This window comes from Paenibacillus illinoisensis NBRC 15959, assembly GCF_004000925.1.
Classification (GTDB): domain Bacteria; phylum Bacillota; class Bacilli; order Paenibacillales; family Paenibacillaceae; genus Paenibacillus; species Paenibacillus illinoisensis.
Genome location: NZ_BIME01000014.1, coordinates 53,121 through 76,087, shown reverse-complemented (window position 1 = coordinate 76,087; position 22,967 = coordinate 53,121). Strand labels below are relative to the sequence as shown.

General features: G+C 47.6%; 24 protein-coding genes. 1 reads left to right on the top strand and 23 read right to left on the bottom strand.

Features of this window, described 5'->3' with window-relative positions:
• Positions 1-123: 123 nt before the first annotated feature.
• From PIL01S_RS25740 to PIL01S_RS25655, 18 genes are all read right to left on the bottom strand, one after another.
• Complete coding sequence (locus PIL01S_RS25740; protein WP_127540338.1) at positions 124-1,626, bottom strand: AAA family ATPase; 1,503 nt, start codon at positions 1,624-1,626, stop codon at positions 124-126.
• Complete coding sequence (locus tag PIL01S_RS25735; RefSeq protein ID WP_095292793.1) at positions 1,619-2,146, bottom strand: hypothetical protein; 528 nt, start codon at positions 2,144-2,146, stop codon at positions 1,619-1,621. The genes PIL01S_RS25740 and PIL01S_RS25735 overlap by 8 nt, the downstream gene beginning before the upstream one ends.
• A gap of 295 nt (positions 2,147-2,441) precedes the next feature.
• Positions 2,442-2,972 (bottom strand): hypothetical protein, encoded by a 531-nt coding sequence (locus tag PIL01S_RS25730; protein ID WP_127540336.1) that lies wholly within the window; start codon positions 2,970-2,972, stop codon positions 2,442-2,444.
• Between the two features lie 44 nt (positions 2,973-3,016).
• Positions 3,017-4,321 (bottom strand): amidohydrolase, encoded by a 1,305-nt coding sequence (locus PIL01S_RS25725; protein WP_127540334.1) that lies wholly within the window; start codon positions 4,319-4,321, stop codon positions 3,017-3,019.
• Positions 4,308-4,961: a redox-sensing transcriptional repressor Rex gene (locus PIL01S_RS25720; RefSeq protein ID WP_127540332.1), complete on the bottom strand. Its 654-nt coding sequence runs from the start codon at positions 4,959-4,961 to the stop codon at positions 4,308-4,310. The genes PIL01S_RS25725 and PIL01S_RS25720 overlap by 14 nt, the downstream gene beginning before the upstream one ends.
• A 188-nt stretch (positions 4,962-5,149) precedes the next feature.
• Positions 5,150-8,020: an ATP-dependent DNA helicase DinG gene (dinG, locus tag PIL01S_RS25715; protein WP_127540330.1), complete on the bottom strand. Its 2,871-nt coding sequence runs from the start codon at positions 8,018-8,020 to the stop codon at positions 5,150-5,152.
• A gap of 160 nt (positions 8,021-8,180) precedes the next feature.
• Positions 8,181-8,807, bottom strand: a complete 627-nt coding sequence (locus PIL01S_RS25710; RefSeq protein WP_095292805.1) for a tetratricopeptide repeat protein — start codon at positions 8,805-8,807, stop codon at positions 8,181-8,183.
• A gap of 92 nt (positions 8,808-8,899) precedes the next feature.
• A complete protein-coding gene (panD, locus tag PIL01S_RS25705) occupies positions 8,900-9,283 on the bottom strand; it encodes an aspartate 1-decarboxylase (protein ID WP_127540328.1) in 384 nt (127 codons plus the stop codon).
• Positions 9,276-10,172, bottom strand: coding sequence for a pantoate--beta-alanine ligase (gene panC / locus PIL01S_RS25700; RefSeq protein WP_127540326.1), 897 nt, complete (start codon positions 10,170-10,172; stop codon positions 9,276-9,278). The genes panD and panC overlap by 8 nt, the downstream gene beginning before the upstream one ends.
• Positions 10,169-11,044, bottom strand: a complete 876-nt coding sequence (panB, locus tag PIL01S_RS25695; RefSeq protein ID WP_127540457.1) for a 3-methyl-2-oxobutanoate hydroxymethyltransferase — start codon at positions 11,042-11,044, stop codon at positions 10,169-10,171. The genes panC and panB overlap by 4 nt, the downstream gene beginning before the upstream one ends.
• Positions 11,045-11,378: 334 nt before the next feature.
• Positions 11,379-12,356 carry a biotin--[acetyl-CoA-carboxylase] ligase gene (locus PIL01S_RS25690; RefSeq protein WP_127540324.1) on the bottom strand — a complete coding sequence of 326 codons (978 nt, stop codon included), beginning with the start codon at positions 12,354-12,356 and terminating at the stop codon, positions 11,379-11,381.
• Entirely contained in the window at positions 12,343-13,674 is a 1,332-nt protein-coding gene (locus tag PIL01S_RS25685; protein ID WP_127540322.1) for a CCA tRNA nucleotidyltransferase, read from the bottom strand. The genes PIL01S_RS25690 and PIL01S_RS25685 overlap by 14 nt, the downstream gene beginning before the upstream one ends.
• 34 nt (positions 13,675-13,708) lie before the next feature.
• Positions 13,709-14,869 (bottom strand): N-acetyl-alpha-D-glucosaminyl L-malate synthase BshA, encoded by a 1,161-nt coding sequence (gene bshA, locus PIL01S_RS25680; RefSeq protein WP_127540320.1) that lies wholly within the window; start codon positions 14,867-14,869, stop codon positions 13,709-13,711.
• Positions 14,870-14,965: 96 nt separating this feature from the next.
• Entirely contained in the window at positions 14,966-15,664 is a 699-nt protein-coding gene (bshB1, locus tag PIL01S_RS25675) for a bacillithiol biosynthesis deacetylase BshB1 (protein WP_127540318.1), read from the bottom strand.
• Positions 15,661-16,101, bottom strand: a complete 441-nt coding sequence (mgsA, locus tag PIL01S_RS25670; RefSeq protein WP_095292821.1) for a methylglyoxal synthase — start codon at positions 16,099-16,101, stop codon at positions 15,661-15,663. Before mgsA ends, bshB1 begins: the two co-directional genes overlap by 4 nt.
• Before the next feature lie 11 nt (positions 16,102-16,112).
• A complete protein-coding gene (gene dapB / locus PIL01S_RS25665; RefSeq protein WP_095292823.1) occupies positions 16,113-16,916 on the bottom strand; it encodes a 4-hydroxy-tetrahydrodipicolinate reductase in 804 nt (267 codons plus the stop codon).
• Between the two features lie 85 nt (positions 16,917-17,001).
• The gene (locus tag PIL01S_RS25660) at positions 17,002-17,526 is read right to left on the bottom strand and encodes a tetratricopeptide repeat protein (RefSeq protein WP_127540316.1); all 525 of its coding nucleotides are present in this window, start codon (positions 17,524-17,526) and stop codon (positions 17,002-17,004) included.
• A gap of 51 nt (positions 17,527-17,577) precedes the next feature.
• Positions 17,578-17,907: a nucleotide pyrophosphohydrolase gene (locus PIL01S_RS25655; RefSeq protein WP_056696770.1), complete on the bottom strand. Its 330-nt coding sequence runs from the start codon at positions 17,905-17,907 to the stop codon at positions 17,578-17,580.
• A gap of 170 nt (positions 17,908-18,077) precedes the next feature.
• On the opposite strand from PIL01S_RS25655, the gene PIL01S_RS25650 reads away from it, so the two are divergent.
• Complete coding sequence (locus PIL01S_RS25650) at positions 18,078-18,947, top strand: YitT family protein (protein ID WP_127540314.1); 870 nt, start codon at positions 18,078-18,080, stop codon at positions 18,945-18,947.
• A gap of 94 nt (positions 18,948-19,041) precedes the next feature.
• Here PIL01S_RS25650 and PIL01S_RS25645 read toward each other — a convergent pair whose 3' ends face one another.
• The 5 genes from PIL01S_RS25645 to PIL01S_RS25625 form a co-directional block, all read right to left on the bottom strand.
• A complete protein-coding gene (locus PIL01S_RS25645; RefSeq protein WP_164764347.1) occupies positions 19,042-19,911 on the bottom strand; it encodes a sporulation protein YpjB in 870 nt (289 codons plus the stop codon).
• A gap of 61 nt (positions 19,912-19,972) precedes the next feature.
• Positions 19,973-20,599 carry a DUF1405 domain-containing protein gene (locus tag PIL01S_RS25640; RefSeq protein WP_127540310.1) on the bottom strand — a complete coding sequence of 209 codons (627 nt, stop codon included), beginning with the start codon at positions 20,597-20,599 and terminating at the stop codon, positions 19,973-19,975.
• A 113-nt stretch (positions 20,600-20,712) separates the two neighbouring features.
• The gene (locus PIL01S_RS25635) at positions 20,713-21,594 is read right to left on the bottom strand and encodes a menaquinol-cytochrome c reductase cytochrome b/c subunit (protein WP_127540308.1); all 882 of its coding nucleotides are present in this window, start codon (positions 21,592-21,594) and stop codon (positions 20,713-20,715) included.
• Positions 21,595-21,615: 21 nt separating this feature from the next.
• Positions 21,616-22,287, bottom strand: a complete 672-nt coding sequence (gene qcrB / locus PIL01S_RS25630; protein ID WP_017687726.1) for a menaquinol-cytochrome c reductase cytochrome b subunit — start codon at positions 22,285-22,287, stop codon at positions 21,616-21,618.
• Between the two features lie 15 nt (positions 22,288-22,302).
• Positions 22,303-22,845, bottom strand: a complete 543-nt coding sequence (locus tag PIL01S_RS25625) for a QcrA and Rieske domain-containing protein (protein WP_095361914.1) — start codon at positions 22,843-22,845, stop codon at positions 22,303-22,305.
• Positions 22,846-22,967 lie beyond the last annotated feature (122 nt).

The window sequence follows — 22,967 nt, the reverse complement described above, 5'->3', positions numbered from 1 at the left end:
CATCCTTTCGGTTCTCTATTTCTCTATTGTACCCTGTTCGCCGAAAATTACAAATTTCGACCCAACATATAATAATATCTTAGCACGAGTGAAAAGTAAAAAAAAATAACCGGCATAAATAATTTATGCCGGTAAAAGGGCGCTGTCACGAAATTGACAACGAAATTGCTCCCCAGACAAAACTTCTTCTCTCATCAGCGTATCCAATGAATTGTCGAATATTGTCCGTTGTTCTTCGAGCAGACGTTTGGTCTGATCCATCAGATCCTGCAGAATCATTTTATTTTCGCGCATGAGCTCTTCTGTTGTAACCATATCCATGTTTACAATACCAAGCGAGGTCAGACCCGAAGCCATCATGGTCTGTACAACATTGGTCGCCTGTTCAAAGTCATTACGTGAACCGGTACTGCGACCACCATAGTACATTTCTTCAGCTGCTGCACCGCCAAGTGCAATCATGATCTGTTCTTCCAGAAAACGCTTGGTGTATAGGAATTGCTCCTGCTGCGGATTGTGACGTACATAACCGAGTGCCTGTCCACGCGGGCTGAGAGCTACCTGGCTTACGCTGCCAGGACGTACGAGCTCTGCCATGATGGCATGTCCCAATTCGTGAATGGCTACCCGTTTTTTCTCTTCAACACTGGATTCACGATCTGTCTTCTCACCCATCATGACTTTATCAATCGCCAGAGACAAGTGGCGCTGTTCAATGTTGAGCAGTCCATCTCTCATGGCGTAGATTGCTGCTTCATTCATGACACTTTCAAGCTGTGCACCTGAAAAGCCGTAGGATTCCTCTGCTGTTTTCTCCAGGTTTACACCTTCCATAAGAGGTTTATTCACCGCATGAAGCTCTAAAATATGTTTTCTGCCTTTCTTGTCAGGCAGGTCCACCTGGATATGACGGTCAAAACGTCCCGGACGAGTTAAGGCGCTGTCCAGCATTTCCTTACGGTTTGTTGCTGCAATAACGAGAATACGTGGTGTATCAGATGTATAAATTCCGTCCATTTCCGTCAACAGCTGATTGAGCGTCTGGTCATACTCACGCTGCTGTCCGCCTTCACGTTTACCACCAATAACATCAATCTCATCGATAAAGATAATGGCATTCTCTTTGTTTTCTTTGGCGGCACGTGTTCTGGCATCACGAAACAAATCACGAATTCTTCCTGCACCTACACCGACGTACATTTCTACAAACTCACTGCCTGAAGCAGCAACGAACACGGAATCGGTATAATGAGCAGCCGCTTTGGCCATCAATGTTTTCCCTGTTCCCGGAGGCCCCGTAAGCAGGATCCCCTTCAATGGGCGAATCCCGAACTTCTGAATTTCTTCATGTTTGATGAGAAAATCTAGAGCTTCCCGTAGTTCCTGCTTGGCACTATCCTGGCCGCCAATTTCTTCAAACGTCAGCTTGGAAGGTCCTTTTTTCTTGCGCTTACGTTCCTGACCCGCTCCAACCGTAATGCCACCACGCATCTGCATCATAAGCAGCAATCCGCCCACAACCGCAGCTGCGATCAGAATCGGAAAGATATTCACACCAATAAAAGCGAGAAAGATAATCAACACGGGGACAAAACCAATGGCAACTTCCTTCGTCCATTTAGGCATTAGGCCACACTCCTATCTGGCCGGGTACACGCGGCAGAATAATAAACTTGCTGGCATCTCCGTCTCTAAGACTTACATATACGTTATTGTCATCCATGGCTGTATTCACTTGAATACCATTGGTTGCCATCTTGGATAATGTTGGTGTAATTTCGGTGTACTGCTTGTTCTCCATCGCCTGAGCAACGGTAAACATCGCATCGCCCCACCAGTTCTCCAGGGCTTCATTCGAATGATCAACGACATCAAGTTTCAATGAGCGCGAGCCGATCAGGGTCTGTCCTTCTTTCTGAATATATTGAACCAATCTGCCCAAATCTACATTTGGCTGCAAATCAAGTTTCAATTGTACATCATTGCGGTTAATAGTTAACTGAACATCATTAACCCCTTCATACTGGGTTACCATTTTTTCAATCGGATTCTGCATGGCCACCTGACGATACACAAACCAACCTCCAAACAACACAACGGCTGAAATGACGGCAGTTAAAGCAATAGGCAATACTTTTAGCTTCAAGTGAGTTTCCCCTCCCAAATTTTGGCCCATCCTATGGCTTATAGGCATATTATGAATTGTGTACGAATGACCTGTGATGTGCCCAACAGGTTTTATTCCTGTTTGATGTAACCTTGAATACATATTTGAGTATATCACATCGTATATACAATTTCGAAGGCGAAAATATGAATAAATTATTAATTTTAACTATTCAAATCCAGAATATTTTTCGAGATACGTCAAAAAACCGGATCAGGCGGGGTTCCGTCTGCCGGTTCTTTGAAGATTTTACCTAAAAAATCTCTGAATATATTTAACTGTTTGGAATCGTATAGACCAAATCAACCTGTTCTCCATTGCTGAAGCGATAGAATCGATAATAGTTGTGCGTATCATCATTGTAATAAACTTGCCATACATAGACGCCATTGACGACTCCAGGCATAATTCGTTTGATCTCTCCGCCCGGTACTTCAGAGCTGAATCGATTGCGAACTTGTGCTTCCGATAACCCGTTCTGCAGCAATTCACTGTGCACAGCATTGCTTCCTGTGACCGGTTTATTGGTTGCATCAAACTTAACCCAGACGGCGATGTCCTGATTATCTTTATTTTTGGCCATCATCGTCCAGTAAATGTTATCTTCGCCTTCTTTTTGGCCCCAGACGTATTTTCGGAGATCCTCATAAGAAGTTATCCCGAGCTGCTCCTGTGCCGCTTGAATAGCTAGCGCTTCTTCGTTGCGCTGGTCCTGGGTAACATAGACATAGAAGCGCTGTAATCCAAACAGAATCAAAACCAGGATAAGCAGCGAGATCCAGATCCATTTCTTTTTTCTTTTCAAAAGCCGAACTTCCTTTCCCCTATGACGCTGCTGCTATTCTGAAATTAACGGGCGAGCAGTCCGTCAAATGCAAGTTGAGACTCGCGCAGAATGCGCTCTTCATCCATAGTAAGACATTCACCATGCTTCACCAGCTGTTTGCCGTCAACCCATACATGCTCCACATCCTTGGCTGAAGCCGAGTAAATGGTATGAGAGATCAGATCCGTGTGCGGATAGAAGTGTGCTTGTTCAATATTTAGCGCAATGAAATCCGCCTTCATGCCGACTTTAAGTGCTCCCGTATTGTTCAGGAAGATGGATTTGGCACCATACCCCGTTCCAAGTAGCAGCGCTTCTCCCGCTGGAACCGCTGTTGGGTCACCGGATACTCCCTTGTGAATCAAAGCAGCCAGTCTCATCTCTTCAAACATATCCAGGTTGTTGTTGCTTGCTGGTCCGTCTGTTCCCAGAGATACGGTTACTCCAGCTTTCAGCAGATCCGGAACACGCGCAACACCCGAAGCAAGCTTCAGGTTGCTTCCCGGATTGTGAGAGACCGCTACATCATGGCGTGCCAGAATTTCAATCTCCTCATCATTCAAATGCACGGCGTGAGCTACGAGAGAAGGACGAGAGAAGAAACCGAGCTTTTCCAGATGTGCCACTGGACGCAGTCCATAATCCGTTACATTCTGTTCGACTTCGCGAAGGGTTTCCGACATATGGGTGTGCAGCGGCAGATCCAGATCATGTGCAACCTGTACCAGCTTCTCTATGTAATCCGGAGGGCAAGTATACGGCGCATGCGGTGAGATGATCGTCGTAATTCGACCACCAGCCTGTCCGTTCCACTCGCGTGCAAACGCAGCCGATTCTTGCAGTTTGCGCATTTGCTCTTCTTCGGAACAGAGACCAATGACACCACGTGCCAATGCGGCACGAATACCGGATTGTTCAACCACTTTTGCCACCTGGTCCATATGATCGTACATATCCAGGAATGCCGTTGTTCCGCCTTTCAGCATTTCTAATACAGAAAGGGAGGTGCCCCAATACACGTCCTCAGACGTCATTTTCGCCTCCATAGGCCACATTTTTTCCTGAAGCCATACTTGCAGGGCCAGATCGTCCCCGTGACCTCTCAGAAGCGACATGGCTGCGTGACCATGCGTATTGATCAGACCCGGCAAAAAGACCAGTCCTTTGCCATCAACCTTCGGCAGGCTCTCATCTCCATCCGGCAGTGTCTCACCAATATGCACAATCTTGTCATCTTCGACGACCATATATCCTTGAACCACTGTCCATTCCGTACCACGGTTTACAGCAAATTTGCCGTTATGAATTACCCATCTATTTGTCGTCATCTTCCTCGTCGTCCTTTCCGTTCTCCAGATAATAAGCCAGGCTAAGCAGATCCGTTGTAAAATCAGCATGATGAATACGGACGTGCGGTGGTGTTTTCAAGATGGTAGGTGCAAAGTTCAGAATCGCTTCAATACCGGATTCCACGAGCTGATCGGCTACGTTCTGAGCTTCGGTATCCGGAACGGTAATGATTCCAATACGAATATTATCTTTTTTGACCGAATCCGTTAGTTCATTCATGGGCTGTACTTTCAAGCTGTTAATCTGACTGCCGATCTTAGGACCGTATGCATCGAAAACAGCAACAATTTTCATGTTGTCTTTCAGATAGGCGTTGTAATTGGACAATGCATGTCCCAAGTTACCAGCTCCGACCAGAGCAACGTTGATTTGCTGATCAATTTTCAAAATATGACGGATTTTCTCGATTAGATACGACACGTCATATCCAATGCCTTTGCGACCGAAGTCCCCAAAGTATGCAAGGTCTTTGCGAATCTGGGCAGGATTAAGATCCAGGCGTAGTCCCAGTTCCTGTGATGACACCGTGCCTACCTCACGTTGATGCAGTTCATTCAAATAGCGCAAGTAAACAGGCAATCTGCGTACCACAGCTTCCGAAATTTTATCTGATTTCATTACATTACTCCCCCTTACCAAGGCCACAATAGATAAATAAAAATGTAGCATCCCGCATAACCTTTTTCGTTTCCGAATGAAATCATGCAAGATGCCTTATAAAATATCAAGTTAAAAGTGCTTCAAAAATAATTCACACTCTAATAAAGTTTACAGCGAGAAGCCCTTATTACGCAACGACGTCATACCTAATTCGCCGTAGTTTCATCCTGTGCTGGTGTTTCCAGCCACTCGCTAATCCGTGGAACCATCTGTTCAGTCAGCATATGTTCCATTTTGGGACCGGGTAATGAATATAGGAAATACTTTCCGTAATAAGACTCAATCACCCGTGTATCGTAAACGATGACAATGCCCCGATCCTTGGCCGTACGAACAAGCCTGCCGAATCCCTGCTTGAAACGGATGACGGCCTGTGGAACAGACAGCTTCATAAACGGATTCTTTTTCTGTTCCTGCAGCAGTTCACTCTTCGCCTCGACAAGCGGATGGTTCGGTGGCTGGAAGGGCAATCTCACAATCGCCAGACAGGTTAACGCCTCGCCAGGGATATCTACCCCTTCCCAGAAACTGCTGGTGCCCAGCAGAACGGTTGCTTTTGCATCCTGGAACCTGCGGGTTAACTTGGAACGACTGCCACTATCAACGCCTTGACCAAGCAGCGAAATATCGTTACCCGACAGCGCTTCTTTTAATGGGTCATACACCTGGCGCAGCATTCGGTATGAAGTAAAGAGCACCATCATGCGGCCCCTTGTCGCAATAGCCGTTTCGGCCAGAGATCGTACAAGCATGTCGACAAAGTGAGCATCCCCCACACTGCCTTTTACGCTTGGGAAATCACGAGGGATGACCAGCAAAGCCTGGTCCCTATACCGGAATGGCGATGGCAGCATGGACGTCAACAAACGGTTATTATCGGCTGCTTCCTGCAAACCAAGCTGTTCAATCATGAACTGAAATGACTTATCGACCGAGAGCGTAGCCGAAGTAAGGACAACGCTTTTCTTTTTATCGAAGAACATGTCCTTCAACTGTGCACTGACATCGACAGGAACGGCATACAGCTGCAGTGATTTGCTGCGGAATTGGCCGCTTGCCTCCATCCAGTATACCGTTTTGGCATCATCCATTCGCATGAAGAAACGAAGGTTTTCTTTGAGCGTTGCCAAATCCTTAAGCAGACCTGTAATGTCCGTGATCAAGCTATCCGATTGATAATCGTCCTGGTCTTCTTTGACTTCAAGAAGCAGCTTGTCTCCCTTGCGGATCAAGTCCCCCAGTGTGACATAAATCTGGTTCTCGTAATCCTGCAGCTCCTGCCACTTCGCCGGTTTCATTGAAGGCTTCAGTCTGAGGGAAAATTGCCCCGTTTCTCCCGGAGAAGCATCACTCCGCTCAGGCAGCAGGTTAAACAAGGCATCGCTCAAACGATCCCACATTTCTTTGACTTCAACAGCGAGCGGAAACATCTGGTCAATGACTGAGCCCCACTGCACCGAATTTTCATGCCCCGCCAGTTGTGTTCGCAGCATGGGAAGCTGACCGTTCCGACTATCCTTAAACAATCGGGTCAGGGTATGAACCAACGTGAAATATTTCATGTGAAGACCCAGGTGCTTACCCGCCACATCCTCAAGATGATGAGCCTCGTCGATTACGAGACTATCGTAAGCAGGAAGAAGCTGGTGAGCTGCTTTTACATCCGTAAACAATTTGGAATGATTCGTAATGACGATATCGGACAATCCTGCTTCATGCTTCGCCCGATGGTAGAAGCACTTCCTGAACCAAGGACAAGAACGTCCCAGGCAGGATTCCGATTCGCTCTGTACCGTTTCCCAGAAGTCCCCACCGCGCGCACTGAGGTTCAGCTCCTCGTCATCTCCAGTCTCTGTCTGGGTGAGCCACACAATCATCTGAGCCGCTGTAAAATAATCTTCTTTCGGTGTAGCGAACTCACGTTTGTTGATCTTGTGCTCAAACTTCCGCAGACACAGGTAGTGCCCCCGACCTTTGAACACGGCAGCCTTAAACGGAAAAGGCACCACTTTGGTCAGCAGCGGGATATCTCGCTCCCGAAGCTGTTCCTGCAGGTTGATTGTATGCGTGCTAACCATTACTTTTCGTTCCTGCTTCACACTTTCATATATGGCCGGCAGCAAGTACCCCAGGGATTTCCCCGTACCCGTACCTGCTTCAATTAACAAATGCTTTTCTTCGTCCAGCGCTTGCCTTACACTGCTGAACATCTGTGTCTGTGCCTCGCGTTCTTCATAGTGATCCAGGGTATCCTGCAGATTGGCCCGGACCTGATCCATATACTGCTCAAAACTTACACCTTCGAGCGGATTACCTTCGCGTTCATCGCGTGGAGCACCGATCTCGGTCCAATCACTCACATTCAAGGCCAATTGGCGGTAATACGTATGTCCATCCAGATCCTGTATGGGCTCTGCTTCCTTCTCACTGCGCATGCCGTCGAAGAACCAGCCCAGATCGCTGTCCTCAGGTGCAAACAGGTCGCTGAGACGCTGTATCGTAATCAATGGCAGTTGACGCAGTTCATCCAAACACTTCAGGAGCACATAGGCCGTTGCCAAAGCATCACTGTCTGCCTGATGAGGACGGTCGTGCTGGAATCCGAATTCTGAAGATACATACCCCAGTTGATAAGAACCAAGTGAAGGAAATGAAATTTTGAGAAAATCAATGGTATCCAGAATACGTCCGGTGAACGGCAAGTAGCCGCATCGGTCAAGCGCATTCTGAAGGAAATGAAAATCAAAAGCCACGTTGTGTCCCACCAGGACAACATCGTCAAGCAGCGGAACCATCTCCATCATCATCTCTTCGAGTGAGGGAGCGTCCGCCACATCTTCGTCAGTAATCCCGGTTAATCCCGTAATAAATGGAGGAATAGGCACACCAGGGTTTACATAAGAACTATATATTTGAGTTATGCTGTAGTCATGATCTATGATGGCAAGTCCGGCTTGTATAATCTCACCGTCGGACTGCGTGCCGGTTGTTTCGAAATCCAATACGGCAAATTTCATTGCAATGTACAAGTCCCTTCCATTCCAGTCTATGTTACAGCATAGCAAAAAAACGGGCATTTGAAAATTAACTGACAAAAAAGGCGGTGTTCCCTCCATGATCTTAAAGGAGAAAACACCGTCTTGATGCCGCTGCACTGCACTTGAATTTCAAGTACGGTCAGCTTATTCCATATTGCAGTTGTCCGCTGTTCAGCCTGCAGGCTTCCATATTATACAACGGTTCGGTCAACGTCGGGTCATGCTGGAGTGCCTGTGCAAACAAGGAACATGCTCCTTTGGGATTCGCCATCTTGGCTTCGAGGCAGCCCAGTGCATTACAGGCTAACCCCTTCAGCCTCGGAGAACCATTCAAGTGTACGATGAGCCGCAGGTGACTTCCCGCTTCCGCGGTTTGATTGAGGTTCATATGCGCAAGTCCCAGATAGTACCGAGTCAGTGCACTATCCGGATATTCGGCAATAATTTGTGAGAACTGCACAATCGCCTGTGGATACATCTGTAACTTGAAGTATCCCTGACCGCGACTAAAGGATTCCAAATGGATTTCAGGCAGAGCCGTGACGGCTTCCTGTTCCGGTTGGAGTGCCACTGGCTGTTCTAAATCCCTGACCTGACTCATCTTCTCCTCAAACATCAGCCACTCATCAATCATCCCGTCACTCATCCGCTTCAGCAAGTTCCACTTTTGCAGCAGTTCCTGTTTGTTCAGACCTTCAGCGGAAGGGTAGCGCTTGATAATTTCATCTAACATGTCGTTCATTTCGGCGAAAACATGCTGGAACATCGATGCATCCCCACCCTTGAAAAAATGGATTAGTGCGTGACCTGTACTCATTTTTTGCAAGGTGGACCGATTTCATTCCCCTTACCAGCGGATTACATAATTGTCGCGTGAACTTCCTGCTTCATGGTTTGCACAGGTTTGTTTTGACCGTCCACAAAAACCACAGTAGGTTTGTGCGTATTCGCTTCTTCCTGAGACATCATTGCATATGAAATGATAATAACCGTGTCTCCTGGCTGCACAAGCCGTGCAGCTGCACCATTCAGACAGATTACTCCGCTGCCGCGTGGTCCGGGAATTACATAGGTCTCGAGCCGTGCACCATTGTTGTTGTTTACAATTTGTACTTTTTCATTTTCCATCAGATCAGACGTTTCCATCAGATCTTCATCAATGGTAATGCTCCCCACATAATTCAGGTTGGCTTCCGTAACGGTGGCACGGTGAATTTTGGATTTCATCAATGTTTTAAACATGGGACAGTACCTCCGCTCTTTGCAATCTTGTATTATCAATCAGTCTCGTTTTGCCAAATTTCACAGCCAGCGCCATCAGTATATCATCTCGTCCATGCACTTTTTCCTGATCAGCAAGCGGCTCCAGACTCGGAAAAGCCTGAATCTCGGCATAATCAATAACAGCACGGGACGAACGCCCGATGTTCTCACGCAGAATACGCCGTATATCCGCAGCTGTTGTGTCAGCACTTATATCCACTGCTTCTTGAGCCGCACGCAGCGCCTTGGACAGGACCAAAGCTTCCTGACGATCTTCAGCACTCAAATAGACATTACGCGAACTAAGTGCCAAGCCATCCTGCTCCCGTACAATCGGACATGGAACAATCTCAACAGGCATATTCAGATCATTGACCATTTGCTGGATAACCGCTACCTGCTGTGCGTCTTTCATTCCGAAAAATGCGCGCTGTGGCTGCACAATGTTAAACAGCTTCGACACCACTGTTGTCACTCCGTCAAAGTGTCCTGGACGGGAAGCACCGCACAGCCGGTCAGTCAAGCTTGACACCGATACTGTTGTTTGTGTCTGCTGTGGATACATCTCTTCAACGGAGGGAATAAATACGATATCCACTCCCTGCGCACGCGCCGTCTCCACATCCCTGGCTTCATCCCGAGGGTAGCTGTCAAAGTCTTCATTTGGCCCAAACTGAATCGGATTTACAAAAATACTTAATACAACAATATCACTTTGCTGTTTGGCAGCATGCATCAGGCTAGCATGACCTTCATGAAGATAACCCATCGTAGGCACCAAGCCTACAATAGACTCTCTGGATTGTGTAGCTTGACGCTTCAAACCAATTTCCTGTCTAAGTTCTGTGATGGTCCGAATCACTTTCATGAGTTGCTCTCCACCTTTTCTTTGCGATGTCCATACAGCTGCTCCACAACGCCGTCTGCGGCAGTAAATACATGCTCCTCCGCAGGGAAGGAACGGTCTTTGACTTCCTTGACATAAGCTCCAATGCTGTTACGAATCAGCGTACCTACATCGCCGTATGTTTTGACAAAGCGTTTCGGCATGTATGGAGAGGCATACTGAACCACATCATGGAATACCAAAACCTGACCGTCACATCCACGTCCTGCGCCAATACCAATTGTGGGAATGGACAGTTCCTCCGAAATAGCTCTTGCCACTTCTTCGGTAACGAGTTCAAGCACAATGCCGAAGGCTCCCGCGGCTTCGAGTGCCTTCGCTTCATCCATTAGTCTTCTGGCATCTGCTGCATCCTTACCCTGGATCCGATATCCCCCGATCTGATTCACCGATTGCGGTGTCAGTCCGATGTGTCCCAGAACCGGTACGCCGGCTTGCACTACAGCCTTAACGGTATCCGCGATCTCCACGCCGCCTTCCATTTTGACTGCATGCGCATGACCTTCCTGCATCAAACGACGAACACCCTTTAGCGTTTCATCCACGCTGCCATGGTAGGTCATGAACGGCATATCCGCTACGATGAATGTACTTCCAGCACCCCTCACAACGGAGCGGGTATGATATACCATATCGTCTATCGTCACAGGCAGGGTGGAATCATAACCCAGCACTACATTGCCGAGCGAATCCCCGACCAAAATCATGTCAATGCCTGCTTCTTCCGCAAGCAGGGCCGTTGGATAATCGTAAGCCGTAATCATGCTGAGCGGCACGCCATCCTGCTTGTATTTTTTCATTTTCACAATATTCAACGCTTGTTTGTTAGCCATTTTCTTCATGGCTCCTTTCTCCTTTTCATTTAAGAACGCAACAAAAAAACCTTTTAGTTTTCCACTAAAAAGTCCCGAAAAGTCAAAAAAGAGTCACTTGCGATCGTCCCTTCTGTCTCGGTCCTCTTCGGCTCAGAGCAGAATCCAACAACTCACTTAACACATTTTCCATTTTGCTATGCATCTGTTCATCATCAAGCCAATCAGGCATACTGTTGCCGGAGTGCAATTCGGTCTGCAATAGCCGATATCGCCTCACGAACACAGTATACCAAAGATCAGCCCAAACTTCACGTGTTATGTTCATTATTTTAGTGGAAATTCGACAATTTCCTTAATTGATCAAGGATATTTCTCCTGATACTACGGTTATCCGTTCGCCACTTCTCTTTTCTACAATCAAAGCCCCTGAAGGATCTAGCCCAATGGCTGTTCCCTCAATGTCTCCCTGCGGGTTCGAAACCTTCACTTCCCGATGAATCGTAACGGAGAGAGCTTCCCACAATGACGCGATTACACCGAAACCTTCCCTTTGATACAAAAGGTAAAGATGTTCCATTTCATTCAAAATGGCAGCAGTTAACTTCGTTCGATCCACCTGCTGTCCGGTCTCGACTTTGATTGAAGTCGCAATGGACGTCAGATCCTCCGGATAATCCGTAAGATCAAAATTCACATCTACCCCAATACCTGCAATGCAGTATCGCAGTTCATGATCTTCTACCGCTGACTCTAGCAGGATGCCACACATTTTGCGTCCGTTGATCAAAAGATCATTCGGCCATTTGATGCCTGCATCCGCCCCAGTATGTGCCCGTACAGCCCGGCAGACGGCTACCCCCGTCAGTAATGTCAGCTGTGGCGTATTCCGAAGCGGCTGCTCCGGACGCAGCAATATGCTCATCCAGATCCCCTTGCCAGGAGGTGAGAACCATTTACGCCCGAATCTTCCCCGTCCACCTGTTTGTTCCTCGGCAAGAACTACCGCACCTTCTGCCTGACCCTGTTCGGCCATTTGCTGAACATCGCCTTGCGTAGACAAGGTTGAATCTAGGATGAGTGCTTTACGGCCAAAGACAGCCGTTTGCAGAGCCAGTTGAAGGCCTGCTGCATCAATGCTGTCTGGTCTCGTGATTAGGCGGTATCCTTTGCGGGAGACAGCCTCAAATTCGTATCCGAGATCGCGTAGCTTGTTCACATGTTTCCAGACTGCTGTTCTGCTAATGGACAGGTTCCGGCTGACCTCTTCCCCTGATACAAAACGTCCATCCGCATTCATGAGCATATGTAACAGTTCTTCATGCTTGGTCATCTGCAGCCACCCGTTTCACTTCAGCGGTCAGCGCTTCATGCTGATTCGCTATATTTCCAATCGCTGTTTCACGTAACAAATGCTTCATCAACTGGCCAAGCCAAGGCCCACCCTTGCGCTCGAGTAGCCCAAGAACATTCTCTCCGGTAATATGGAGATCCTTCAGCTCATGCACCGGCATGGATCGACTCCAATCCGCTGCGTTAGCAAGAATCGCTTGATATGATGCCTCTGCTGAAGCGGAAAGGAGATGGCCAGCGGGGAGAATAAGTTGAATCTTGAGCCAATCCGCAGCGGCTTGACGTCCGCACGTCAGTTCAGCACTAATCCACTCAGATCGTAATGACACTTGATCCTTATGGTTTTGCACAACCGTCTTCAGTAACTCATCAAACTGTAAAACCCCGGTAACGCGCAAACGATCATCGTTGGAAAACGTCCACTTGCGTAGTAAAGCATCGGCTTCATCCTTCTTATATTGACCTGCGATCAACAGAAGCGACCAGCGCAGTAAGGAATCATTATCTTTCAGTTCCCCGATTCGAAGTAGCAGATTCCTATTGAATCGGCTGCCTTGCACCGGAGCCTTGATATATTCCAGTATATTACTGTGCAGCAGCAAATCCAAACCTCGCAGCGGATGAGGACCAGCCATCATCTTCACCATCTCGGTACGGACTCGCTCCATGGCAATATGTTGCAGCAAGTCTCTCTGCCTCATGAGACCTTTCCACGTGTTATAGGCAATGCTGAAGTCAAAAACCGAAGCAAACCGGACACACCGAAGCATGCGAAGCGCATCCTCACCGAATCGCTCACTCGCTGCGCCCACACATCTGACTCGTTCTTCACGAATATCCACTTGTCCACCAAAAGGATCAACGATTTTACCCCTTCTATCCATGGCCAGGGCATTCATTGTAAAATCACGCCGCTGCAGGTCTTCTTTGATATCCTTGACAAACTGGACTTCAGACGGTCTTCGATTGTCTTTGTATTCCGATTCCGTACGGAATGTTGTGACTTCGAAGTAATACCCCCCTGAACGTACAGTAACCGTCCCGTGCTGGAGTCCTGTCGGAATACAGTCTGCAAACAGTTCCATCACTTGTTCAGGAGATGCCGAGGTTGTAATATCCATATCATCTACATTGCGACCTAACAGCTCATCCCGAACACAGCCACCAACCCAAAAGGCATCATAGCCCTCTTCATTCAACTTGAGCAGCACCTGTTCACTTTGCTCAGCCATCTCGAGATCAACCCTTGTCCATTGCACCAAACCAATCACCTCATTACTTGCCTGTTGCTTGATCATTCTGTATCGCTGCTTCTATCGAATAAATAGAAGTTCAACCGCAAACGGGTTTTAGATTGGGAACTTCTCTTCCCAGTACCCGATAGTATATTTGTTCATATTCATGACGGATGGCATCATTGCAAAAATCATGATGTGCCCTATGAAGACAGGCTTCTCTGAAATCTGCTGCCAGTCGATCGTCGGTCAACAAGCGAATGGCGTTTTCAGCCATGGACTGTGTATCGCCGATGGGTGATAAATATCCGGTTTTCCCGTGTAATACGAGTTCAGGAATGCCTCCTGCCTGTGATCCAATGGTCGGCACACCGCAGGCCATCGCTTCCAGGGCCACAAGTCCGAAGCTCTCTTTCTCCGAAGGAAGCATTAGGATGTCTGCCATGGATATGACTTGTGCAATGTCATCCTGTTTACCTAGGAAATGAACTTTGTCATTCAGGCCCAGTTCATTAATTTTCCATTGGATTTTAGGCAAATCCGGCCCCTCTCCAACAAACAGCAATTTGGCTGGAACCTGCTCCTGGACCTGACGAAAAACTTCAACAACGTCCTGTGTCCGCTTTACCGGGCGGAAGTTGGAGATATGCATCAATATTTTCTCGTTTGGAGCCGCAAAATCCCTGCGCAGACTGGCCGCATCCCGAGGATAATAAATTCGTTTATCAATAAAATTATATGTCAGATCAATTGGACGTTGAATGTCCAAAAGTTCAACCGTCTCCCGAATCAAATCCTGTGATACCGCAGTTACAGCATCACTTTCGTTGATCGCAAGCCGAATGAGATCTTTCAGAGATTCATCCTGTGCCAGTACGGTAATGTCTGTACCATGCAGAGTTGTGACAACCTTCAGATCGTCGCCCACCATCTGTTTGGCCAGGAAAGCACATACTGCGTGCGGAACTGCATAATGCACATGCAGCAAATCAAGCTGCTGGGCTTTGGCCACTTGAGCCATCTTGGTTGCCAAAGACAGGTCGTATGGTGGATAGCGAAATACATAATAATCATTCACTTCAACTTCATGGTAAAAGATATTTTTCTGAAAAGTACCCAGTCGGAACGGAATACTATTCGCAATAAAATGAACCTGGTGACCCTGTTCGGCAAGCAATTTGCCGAGCTCCGTTGCGACAACGCCAGACCCTCCGAGGGACGGATAACAGGTGATACCAATCTTTAGCTTTTGATCCATCCGGTGGACGCTCCTTTCATCTCCCGCGTGTGCGAGTTGATGTAATGCTGGCGGAATTCATATTTATATTAGGGTAAGAGCTTGCGCAGCAACGTATTATCTAGCTGCTGCGCCAAACTGCCCAACGACATAAGGTGTAATACTCGCAAACCCTTCTGCGAAAGAAATCAAACTCCGCTGACCCAGTAAGGAGTCTCTTGCTCTTACGCGCTCGATGTACCCCTGATTCAACGGGGTAGAAACTGTTCCTGCCCCTATCTCAAATTGGGAACGATAACTGAGCAGCGATTTTTCCTTTTGCTCATAGTGTTCCGTAATATCGACAATCAAATCCACCGGTCCCATATCGTTAATGAAGTAAAAATACAGCTCCTTCACTTGGGTGGCAGGCATGTTCGGCATATAATTACGCAGCTTGGCATTGAACACCGCTTCCTGCACAAGCTTGCTGCACATGACATGATCCGGATGACGATCTTCCCAATAGGGTGCAAATACAATTTTCGGGGCATGCCTGCGAATCTCAGCCGTCACTGCCTGTATGTGCTCAGGGGTTATGTATAAACCACGATCTGGCAAGCCCAAATTGGTTCGACACGAAAGACCGAGGACGCGGGAGGCTTCCTCCGCTTCCTCGGCTCTGCGCTCTACAGTCCCGTTGGACGACATTTCTGCTTTTGTCAGATCACACACGCCCACTTTCATTCCCGCTGCAGTATGTTTGGCGATCGTTCCCGCCATTCCAATCTCCGCATCGTCTGCGTGTGCCCCGAAAATCAGAATATCAAGACTCATTCGGAATCACCAGTTGTGACTCCAGCTTCCGGTTTGTATTTATGCACGAGCTCTCTCCATGCAAAATCGCCGCGATCCAATGCCTTAACCAGAATTTCAGCCGTTGCAATGTTGGTTGCGAGCGGAATACCCTGTACATCACACAAACGAAGCAGGGCATTAATATCCGGTTCGTGTGGCTGAGCCATCAGCGGATCACGCAGGAAAATAATTAGATCCATCTCATTCTGAGCTACTAAAGCACCAATCTGCTGGTCTCCTCCAAGAGGACCTGATTCAAACCGGTGAATCTTCAAGGAAGTTCCTTCCATAATGCGAAGTCCGGTAGTGCCTGTCGAATACAATTGGTGATCTGTGAACACTGGTTCATAAGCTGTTACAAAGTTTACCATCTCTTCTTTTTTGCGATCATGGGCAATAAATGCAATTTTCAACATGACAATCTCCTTTAGTCGATAAAGTGATCAAATCCATAGATGAGTCCTGTATATTCCATAACCTTCTGTACACCGATTTTTACACCGGGCATGTAACCTGCACGTTCGTATGAATCATGACGAATTTTGAGCGTTTGGCCAAAATCGCCAAATACCACTTCCTGCTGCGCAAATACGCCTGGTAAACGAACACTGTGAATTCGGAATCCGTTATAATAACCTCCGCGGGAGCCTTCAATGGTTTCCTCTTCATTAGGGTTGCCCTGACGGATTTCCTCACGGTTGGCTGCAATCAGCTCAGCCGTTTTAATTGCTGTTCCTGAAGGCGCATCCAGTTTTTGATCTCCATGATACTCAATGATTTCAACGTTAGGCATATGTTTGGCCGCTTGTGCCGCGAATCTCATCATCAAAATGGCACCAATGGAGAAGTTCGGGGCAATCAGACCTCCGATCCCTTTGTCCTGACACTGCTTGTCCAGTTGTTCGATCTGCTCCGTCGTGAAGCCGGTAACTCCCATGACGGGTCTGACTCCATAACGGATCGCAAGTTCTGTATGAGCGAAAGCATATTGAGGTATTGTAAAATCAACCATGACCTGCGGTTTCGTCTCTGCAAAAGCCATTTCGATATCGTCGGTTACAAGCACTCCGCATTCCGGAAGACCGACCAGGGTTCCGGCATCAATACCCGCGCCGGAGCGGTTAACCGCGGCAGCAAGCTCCAGTTCCGGGTCTTGAAGAACCAGCTTCACCACTTCCCGGCCCATTCGGCCAGCCGCTCCGATTACGGCAACTCTTATTACTTCACTCATCTTGGCTGCATCTCCTCACTGTATGTTGGTTCAGTCACTAGAAAATTCATTTTCGTCAGCTTTCGCGTCAGATGAAATGAATTTCTTATTGAATAGAATTCTTACGCTGCTTAATTTGTTGGTACATTTGATGCAATTGTGCGTTCTGCGGATCCAGCGATATCGCATCACGAACAGCCTTGATTGCACGATCAAATTCATTCAAATCGCTATAGGCCAGCGCAAGCATCACATGCGCTTCGACAGACAGCGGATCAAGCTTAACCGCTTCTTTCAGCAGAGCAGCAGCCGAAACATATCGTTCGTGTGTTCCGCTGCCAGCCTGTTCCAGCAAAACCTTCGCCTGTGTACTTAGCTGTTTGGCTTCCAATGTCTGCAGATGCAAAACATATTCTTCTGTGCCACCGGACAGCTCAGCTGCCTTACGGGCATGTTCCAGTGCCGGACCAAGGTGCAAGCTGCGGGCATGTGTAATGGAACAACGGTAGTGAAGCTCCGCATGTTCCGGGTAAGCAAGAATAGCCGATTCAAACCAACGGATCGCTTGCTCAAAATCATTTTGCAAAATACAGCGGTAAGCCTGCTGCATATAATCTTCCGGCTTCATCATCCAAGCTGTCCCTCCCCAATCGGGTGATGGTACAGCATATGTAATCTACGCCTAATCGGTGTTTTTTGGAGTCCACCGATTTGCATCGCGTGTATTAAATTTATGCATGACTTTGTCGTGTGCCTGTGCCAGGTCAATCCCGAGCGAGTTGGCAAAACAAATCGTGATAAACAAAATATCCCCGAGCTCCAGCTCAATGGAATTGTCTGCTTCAGAAGCCTTCTTCGGCTTTTCACCGAACTCGTGATTGACTTCCCGAGCTAGCTCTCCCACCTCTTCCGACATACGCGCCAGCATGGCCAGCGGACTGAAGTAGCCTTCTTTGAACTGGGAAATGTAGAGGTCAACCTCGCGCTGCATTTCTGCGATGCTTTTCTCCATGAGAACGGATTCTCCTTTTGAAATTGTGTCGTATTTGTTCCTAATATATCAGTTATTTAGTTTGACTTCCACCATCCTGACGCACAAAACATTTTTAAAGAATCAATAAATAGGTATACTAAGATGGCAAGTATTGCTTCATCATTAATTTACATATGGAGAGGGATCTAATGAGCACTGCCAAAACTTGGATTCAAATCAAACTGATTCTCCCTATTTTGCTAGGTACTGCTTTGTATGCTTTTGGCCTGCTGTACTTCATTATCCCTAACAAACTAATGGAGGGCGGCGTCACCGGGGTTACCGTACTGCTCAATTATGCGTTTGACCTCTCTCCGTCTCTGACGACCCTTGTTATCAATGTCCCGCTATTCCTGATCGGGCTCAAGATATTGGGCGGCAGACAGATGGTCTATACAGGGGTGGGCATTGGTGCCCTTACGGTGTTTCTGTGGTTGTTTGAGAAAATGATTCACTCGGGATGGATTGAGCCACTGCACACGGAGAATGATCTCCTGCTGGCAGCCCTTTATGCAGGTGTCACTCTCGGGGCTGGTTTGGGCATCGTATTCCGCTCAGGCGGTACGACAGGTGGTTCAGACATCATTGCACGGATTCTCAATCGAAAATATGGATGGAGCATGGGCCGAATTTTGCTCGGTATCGATTTTATTATTATCGGCATTTCACTAATCTACATTCCAAAAGAAAAAATACTCTATACGCTGGTTGCCGTCTTTATCGCCTCCAAGGTCATTGACTTCATTCAGGAAGGGGCTTATTCCGCTCGGGCATTCATGATCATTAGTGACCACGCTCCTGAAATTGCCGATCTGATTACCCGGGAAATGGACCGCGGTGTAACTCTGATTCCAGCCATTGGCGCCTACTCCAAGCAAGCCAAACATGTTGCTTACTGCGTTATTTCACGTCAGGAGTTCAGGCGGCTGCAAACCATTGTCAGATCTGTTGATCCCAGAGCCTTTGTTATCATCAGCGATGTTCATGACGTTCATGGAGAAGGCTTCAAGGAATCTTGAAACCCAACTGAAAGATATGCAAAAAACCTCTATCCCAAGGACATGCCAGTTCGCTGCCTTGCGGTATAGAGGTTATTTGGTTTGAAGTTGATGATCAGCGCCGGAATGGAAAGATGCCTTGCTGTTGTGCACGATATTTACGATATCCTGCATAAGTTAGTGCGGCCACAATCACGGAAGTGATGAATAATCCTGCCGCTCTCCGGTTCGGTCCCTGAACAAATGGAACAAAGGCACTCTCATCCTTCTCGCGACCAAACAATTGATTAACCAGTTCTTCGCCTTGGGATATCATGCTTTGCAGCTGAGTGATATCTGGCTGTTTGGCTCCAGTCAGCCCTTTGGTATGGGATAACCAGGCATCCAGCTGAGCGATCTCGTAGGGTTCACGGCGAATCATCGCTGCCGGTCGAATGGTTTCATAGTGTTCTTCAAGCAAAGCATATCGGCTCGTGAGTGCTGCTGCTTTCTCATGCTGACTCACAGCAGTGGATATGGCCTGAAGGTCATCTTTTACAATTTTATAATATTGGAGCCATAAGGGTTTGGATGGATTCGCAAGACTGTCAGCAGCGAGCCTCAGCTTGGCAGAAGCCTGCTGAAGACCGGTGTCATCACTTTTGACGCGGACGGCTGCTTGTTTTACTTCCACAATCGTTTCGGATAAGGCATGGATGCCTTCGACCGTCGTCTGACCTTCAAACGAAATATGCTCCAGTCGTTCGCTAATTCGCATAATACCGTTTCTGACTTCTTCGATATTATGATCCAAGGCATGCCTGTAAAGCGATGTCGCTTCCTGATTAAGCTGCTGAATGGAACTGTTGACAAGGGCTTGTTGATCCGCTTCCCCTTCATTCCCTTCACTTTGTGCAGATACACTGTATGACAAGTTCGTCCAAAACAACAGCGCCATGAACGATACTACCAATAACCCGGTTTTGTTCCAGAACATTCTCTTCATGGACATCCCCCCCCATACCAATGTATGGCAGGGCACGGCCACTTAGAACAAGCTTGCGAAATCAGGCTCGTCTAGCCTGTCTCAATGCAAGCCACGCACACAGAATGCTAATCAGGGTAAGCCCGAAAGTGAAATTGCGCACACCATCCAGATGCTCATAGAGGGCACTAGGCAGCCAAGGGAAAATATTATATGTATAGTCCATCGTATCGTTCAATAACGTCCATAGACTGGCAATAAGCAGCGCTACCCATCTGAAACCAAAGAACCTGACATAAATCAAAGCTTCTATGGCCATGGCACTGTGTGAGGCGATCAGCATCCAGTCCTGCCAATGCGGCGACCCACCCTGCATCCAACCCGCAAAAATAATCGAAACGGCCCAGACCCCATATTTCACCGATGTAACCACAGCAAGAGCTTGAATAACATGTCCGATTCGGTTGAGCACCACAGACTTGGGTTTATATAGAACCCATAAAAGACCAAGGGTAAAAAACAAACTCGCTGTAGGACTGTCCGGAACAAACACAACCTGCCATATGGGCTGTTCCGCCAGTGTTAATTTCAGCTGATCTCCGTACCATATGTACCCATACACGGTACCCACTGCATTACACCAAAACAGAAGCCACAGAAAATACCGATTGGTCAGAAACTCCCGGCTCCAGAAAAACGATAAAGACACGTTCGCTGCCCCTTCCTTCATACTATTTCTATTGTCTTTATGAAGCGTTGATTGGTAAATCACTCAAAAAAACCTGACCGCAACAACAGTCAGGTTTTTGGCTTAATTTGATTTTACTGTTCTGCCTTCTGTTTCGCAAGCCATTCCGCTAGGTGATTAATATCGTCATCTGTCAGACCTTGGGCGATGGCTTTATCATACATGGGAGGCATACCATTATATCCATCCTTAATAATGGCTAAAATTTCATCCTGACTGTGCTTGTCACCCACACCACGAAGTGAGGGGCCACTTGCACCCTTCATATCAGCAGCATGACAAGATACACACCCTGCCTTTTTAAACGTTTCCATTGCAGGATCATCCTTCTCAACGATGGCCACTTCTTGTTGTTGGCCCGGTGCATTGGACGTCGGCAGACCTTGTTCATGTTTCTCAAGCGCCTCTTCCTCACGCTGAATGTGTTCAGGCTTCTGGCCTGTCGCTTCAAGCTCGTGCTTGTAGTGTGTCCAAGCCACATTCGTAAGATAAAATACAGAGAGGATTGACAGAACCATGAGTGATGATGCAATTGGACGTCTGTAAAACCGTCGTTCCTTGCCTGTATCCAAGAACGGGGCAAGCAGCAACGCTCCAAAAGCAACCCCGCTGACACCCAGAACACCGAGCAGGACATAATCGCCTGACGCATAAGGATATTTCAGATATTGATACAGAAATAGGAAATACCAGTCCGGCATTGGAATAACGGATGCGCTTGGATTGGCCGGATAACCAAGCGGCGCAGGTTCAGAGATGGTCAGTACCAGGATACCCACCAGCACCACAACACCAACCATCCATTCTTTCAGCAGAAAGTTAGGTATAAATGCTTCTGATTTGCCTGGATACGCTGTATAATCCGGCGGGGTAATAAAACCTGCCCCTTTTCGGACGCGTGAATCACCGACAAAGATAATCTTCTCCTGGTCATCAGGCTTGTGTCCGTGAGCCATTGCGATTCCTCCCTTCTCAAGTTATAGTGGTCCCGAAATGCCCTGTCTGCGGATCATGATGAAGTGTCCGACCAGAAGCACCAGAAGCACAGCGGGAAGGAAGAAGACGTGCAGGGCAAAGAATCGTGTTAGCGTCTGTGCACCTACAATGGTTCCACCTTGAAGGAATTCTTTAATAATGGGTCCCAACCATGGGACGGTATTGGCAATTTCCAGGGTAACTTTGGTTGCAAAATAGGCTTTGTTATCCCATGGCAGCAGGTACCCGGTCAATCCAAGACCCAGCATGACGAAAAAGATCAACATGCCAACAACCCAGTTCATCTCACGGGGCGCTTTATAAGAGCCTGTAAAGAATACACGCATCGTATGTAAAAACATCATTACGATTACCAGACTGGCTCCCCAGTGGTGCATGCCGCGCACAATTTGGCCGAAAGCTACCTTGGTCTGCAGATACTCGACACTGGCATAAGCATTGATAATATCAGGTACGTAATACATCGTAAGAAACATTCCTGAGAGAATCTGAATTACGGTGATAAAGAACGTCAAGCCACCAAAGCAGTAGACGAATGCGGAAAAGTGGTGAGCCGGGTTTACGTGCTCTGGAACTTCATGATCCGCAACGTCCCTCCAGATTGGCGTGATATCGAGACGCTCGTCAATCCAGTCATAGACATTTTTAAACATCTGCGTTCACGCCTCCTATTTCACTCGGGTGTTCGGAACAATCTCGCCCAGGTATACCCAGCCCTGTTCTTCCTTGACCACATATTCATCCAGCGGTTTCGGGGCTACGGCAAGATTTTTTCCTTCCTTGTCATAGTGCGCGCCATGGCACGGGCAATGATACTCATCAGGATAATTTTTGTCACTGTTCCAGCCGACTGTACAACCCAAATGTTTACAGATCGGTGAAAGCGCATAAATTTTACCCTGCTCATCCTTACGAATCCATGCCACAAGCGAAGCATTACTCAGGTACCAACCATCTTGCTGCTGCAGTTCAAATGTGAATTCTTGAGGTTCGTTCGTGATTTTGCTGATTTCAGCTACTTTGACAGAAGTGCCTTCTCCCTTGTGCTGCAAAATTGGGTCCACCGCAAAACGGACCATGGGAAGAATCGCACCGGCGGCCATATAGGCTGTAGCTCCACCAAGCGTGTACGTTAAAAACTGCCTGCGCGACATTTCCATCCGGCTTGGTGGTTTGTTCGAGGCTTCGTGCTGGTCATGCTCACTGCTCATACTGTCTCCACCCCCCTTTTTCAGCCAACTCTCTCATACGTTTTCATTATCAGAAATTCCACGACTTACTAGAACATACATAATCATATAGTAGCCCTAGAACACCGTCAAGAATTTGTCAC

Excerpts from the sequence above, each read along its gene's own strand:
- PIL01S_RS25740 (WP_127540338.1), bottom strand. The coding sequence starts at position 1,626 with ATGCCTAAATGGACGAAGGAAGTTGCCATTGGTTTTGTCCCCGTGTTG.
- PIL01S_RS25725 (WP_127540334.1), bottom strand. The coding sequence starts at position 4,321 with ATGACGACAAATAGATGGGTAATTCATAACGGCAAATTTGCTGTAAAC.
- PIL01S_RS25720 (WP_127540332.1), bottom strand. The coding sequence starts at position 4,961 with ATGAAATCAGATAAAATTTCGGAAGCTGTGGTACGCAGATTGCCTGTT.
- dinG (WP_127540330.1), bottom strand. The coding sequence starts at position 8,020 with ATGAAATTTGCCGTATTGGATTTCGAAACAACCGGCACGCAGTCCGAC.
- PIL01S_RS25710 (WP_095292805.1), bottom strand. The coding sequence starts at position 8,807 with ATGTTCCAGCATGTTTTCGCCGAAATGAACGACATGTTAGATGAAATT.
- panD (WP_127540328.1), bottom strand. The coding sequence starts at position 9,283 with ATGTTTAAAACATTGATGAAATCCAAAATTCACCGTGCCACCGTTACG.
- panC (WP_127540326.1), bottom strand. The coding sequence starts at position 10,172 with ATGAAAGTGATTCGGACCATCACAGAACTTAGACAGGAAATTGGTTTG.
- panB (WP_127540457.1), bottom strand. The coding sequence starts at position 11,044 with ATGGCTAACAAACAAGCGTTGAATATTGTGAAAATGAAAAAATACAAG.
- PIL01S_RS25690 (WP_127540324.1), bottom strand. The coding sequence starts at position 12,356 with ATGACCAAGCATGAAGAACTGTTACATATGCTCATGAATGCGGATGGA.
- PIL01S_RS25685 (WP_127540322.1), bottom strand. The coding sequence starts at position 13,674 with ATGATCAAGCAACAGGCAAGTAATGAGGTGATTGGTTTGGTGCAATGG.
- bshA (WP_127540320.1), bottom strand. The coding sequence starts at position 14,869 with ATGGATCAAAAGCTAAAGATTGGTATCACCTGTTATCCGTCCCTCGGA.
- bshB1 (WP_127540318.1), bottom strand. The coding sequence starts at position 15,664 with ATGAGTCTTGATATTCTGATTTTCGGGGCACACGCAGACGATGCGGAG.
- mgsA (WP_095292821.1), bottom strand. The coding sequence starts at position 16,101 with ATGTTGAAAATTGCATTTATTGCCCATGATCGCAAAAAAGAAGAGATG.
- dapB (WP_095292823.1), bottom strand. The coding sequence starts at position 16,916 with ATGAGTGAAGTAATAAGAGTTGCCGTAATCGGAGCGGCTGGCCGAATG.
- PIL01S_RS25660 (WP_127540316.1), bottom strand. The coding sequence starts at position 17,526 with ATGATGAAGCCGGAAGATTATATGCAGCAGGCTTACCGCTGTATTTTG.
- PIL01S_RS25655 (WP_056696770.1), bottom strand. The coding sequence starts at position 17,907 with ATGGAGAAAAGCATCGCAGAAATGCAGCGCGAGGTTGACCTCTACATT.
- PIL01S_RS25650 (WP_127540314.1), top strand. The coding sequence starts at position 18,078 with ATGAGCACTGCCAAAACTTGGATTCAAATCAAACTGATTCTCCCTATT.
- PIL01S_RS25645 (WP_164764347.1), bottom strand. The coding sequence starts at position 19,911 with ATGAAGAGAATGTTCTGGAACAAAACCGGGTTATTGGTAGTATCGTTC.
- PIL01S_RS25635 (WP_127540308.1), bottom strand. The coding sequence starts at position 21,594 with ATGGCTCACGGACACAAGCCTGATGACCAGGAGAAGATTATCTTTGTC.
- qcrB (WP_017687726.1), bottom strand. The coding sequence starts at position 22,287 with ATGTTTAAAAATGTCTATGACTGGATTGACGAGCGTCTCGATATCACG.
- PIL01S_RS25625 (WP_095361914.1), bottom strand. The coding sequence starts at position 22,845 with ATGAGCAGTGAGCATGACCAGCACGAAGCCTCGAACAAACCACCAAGC.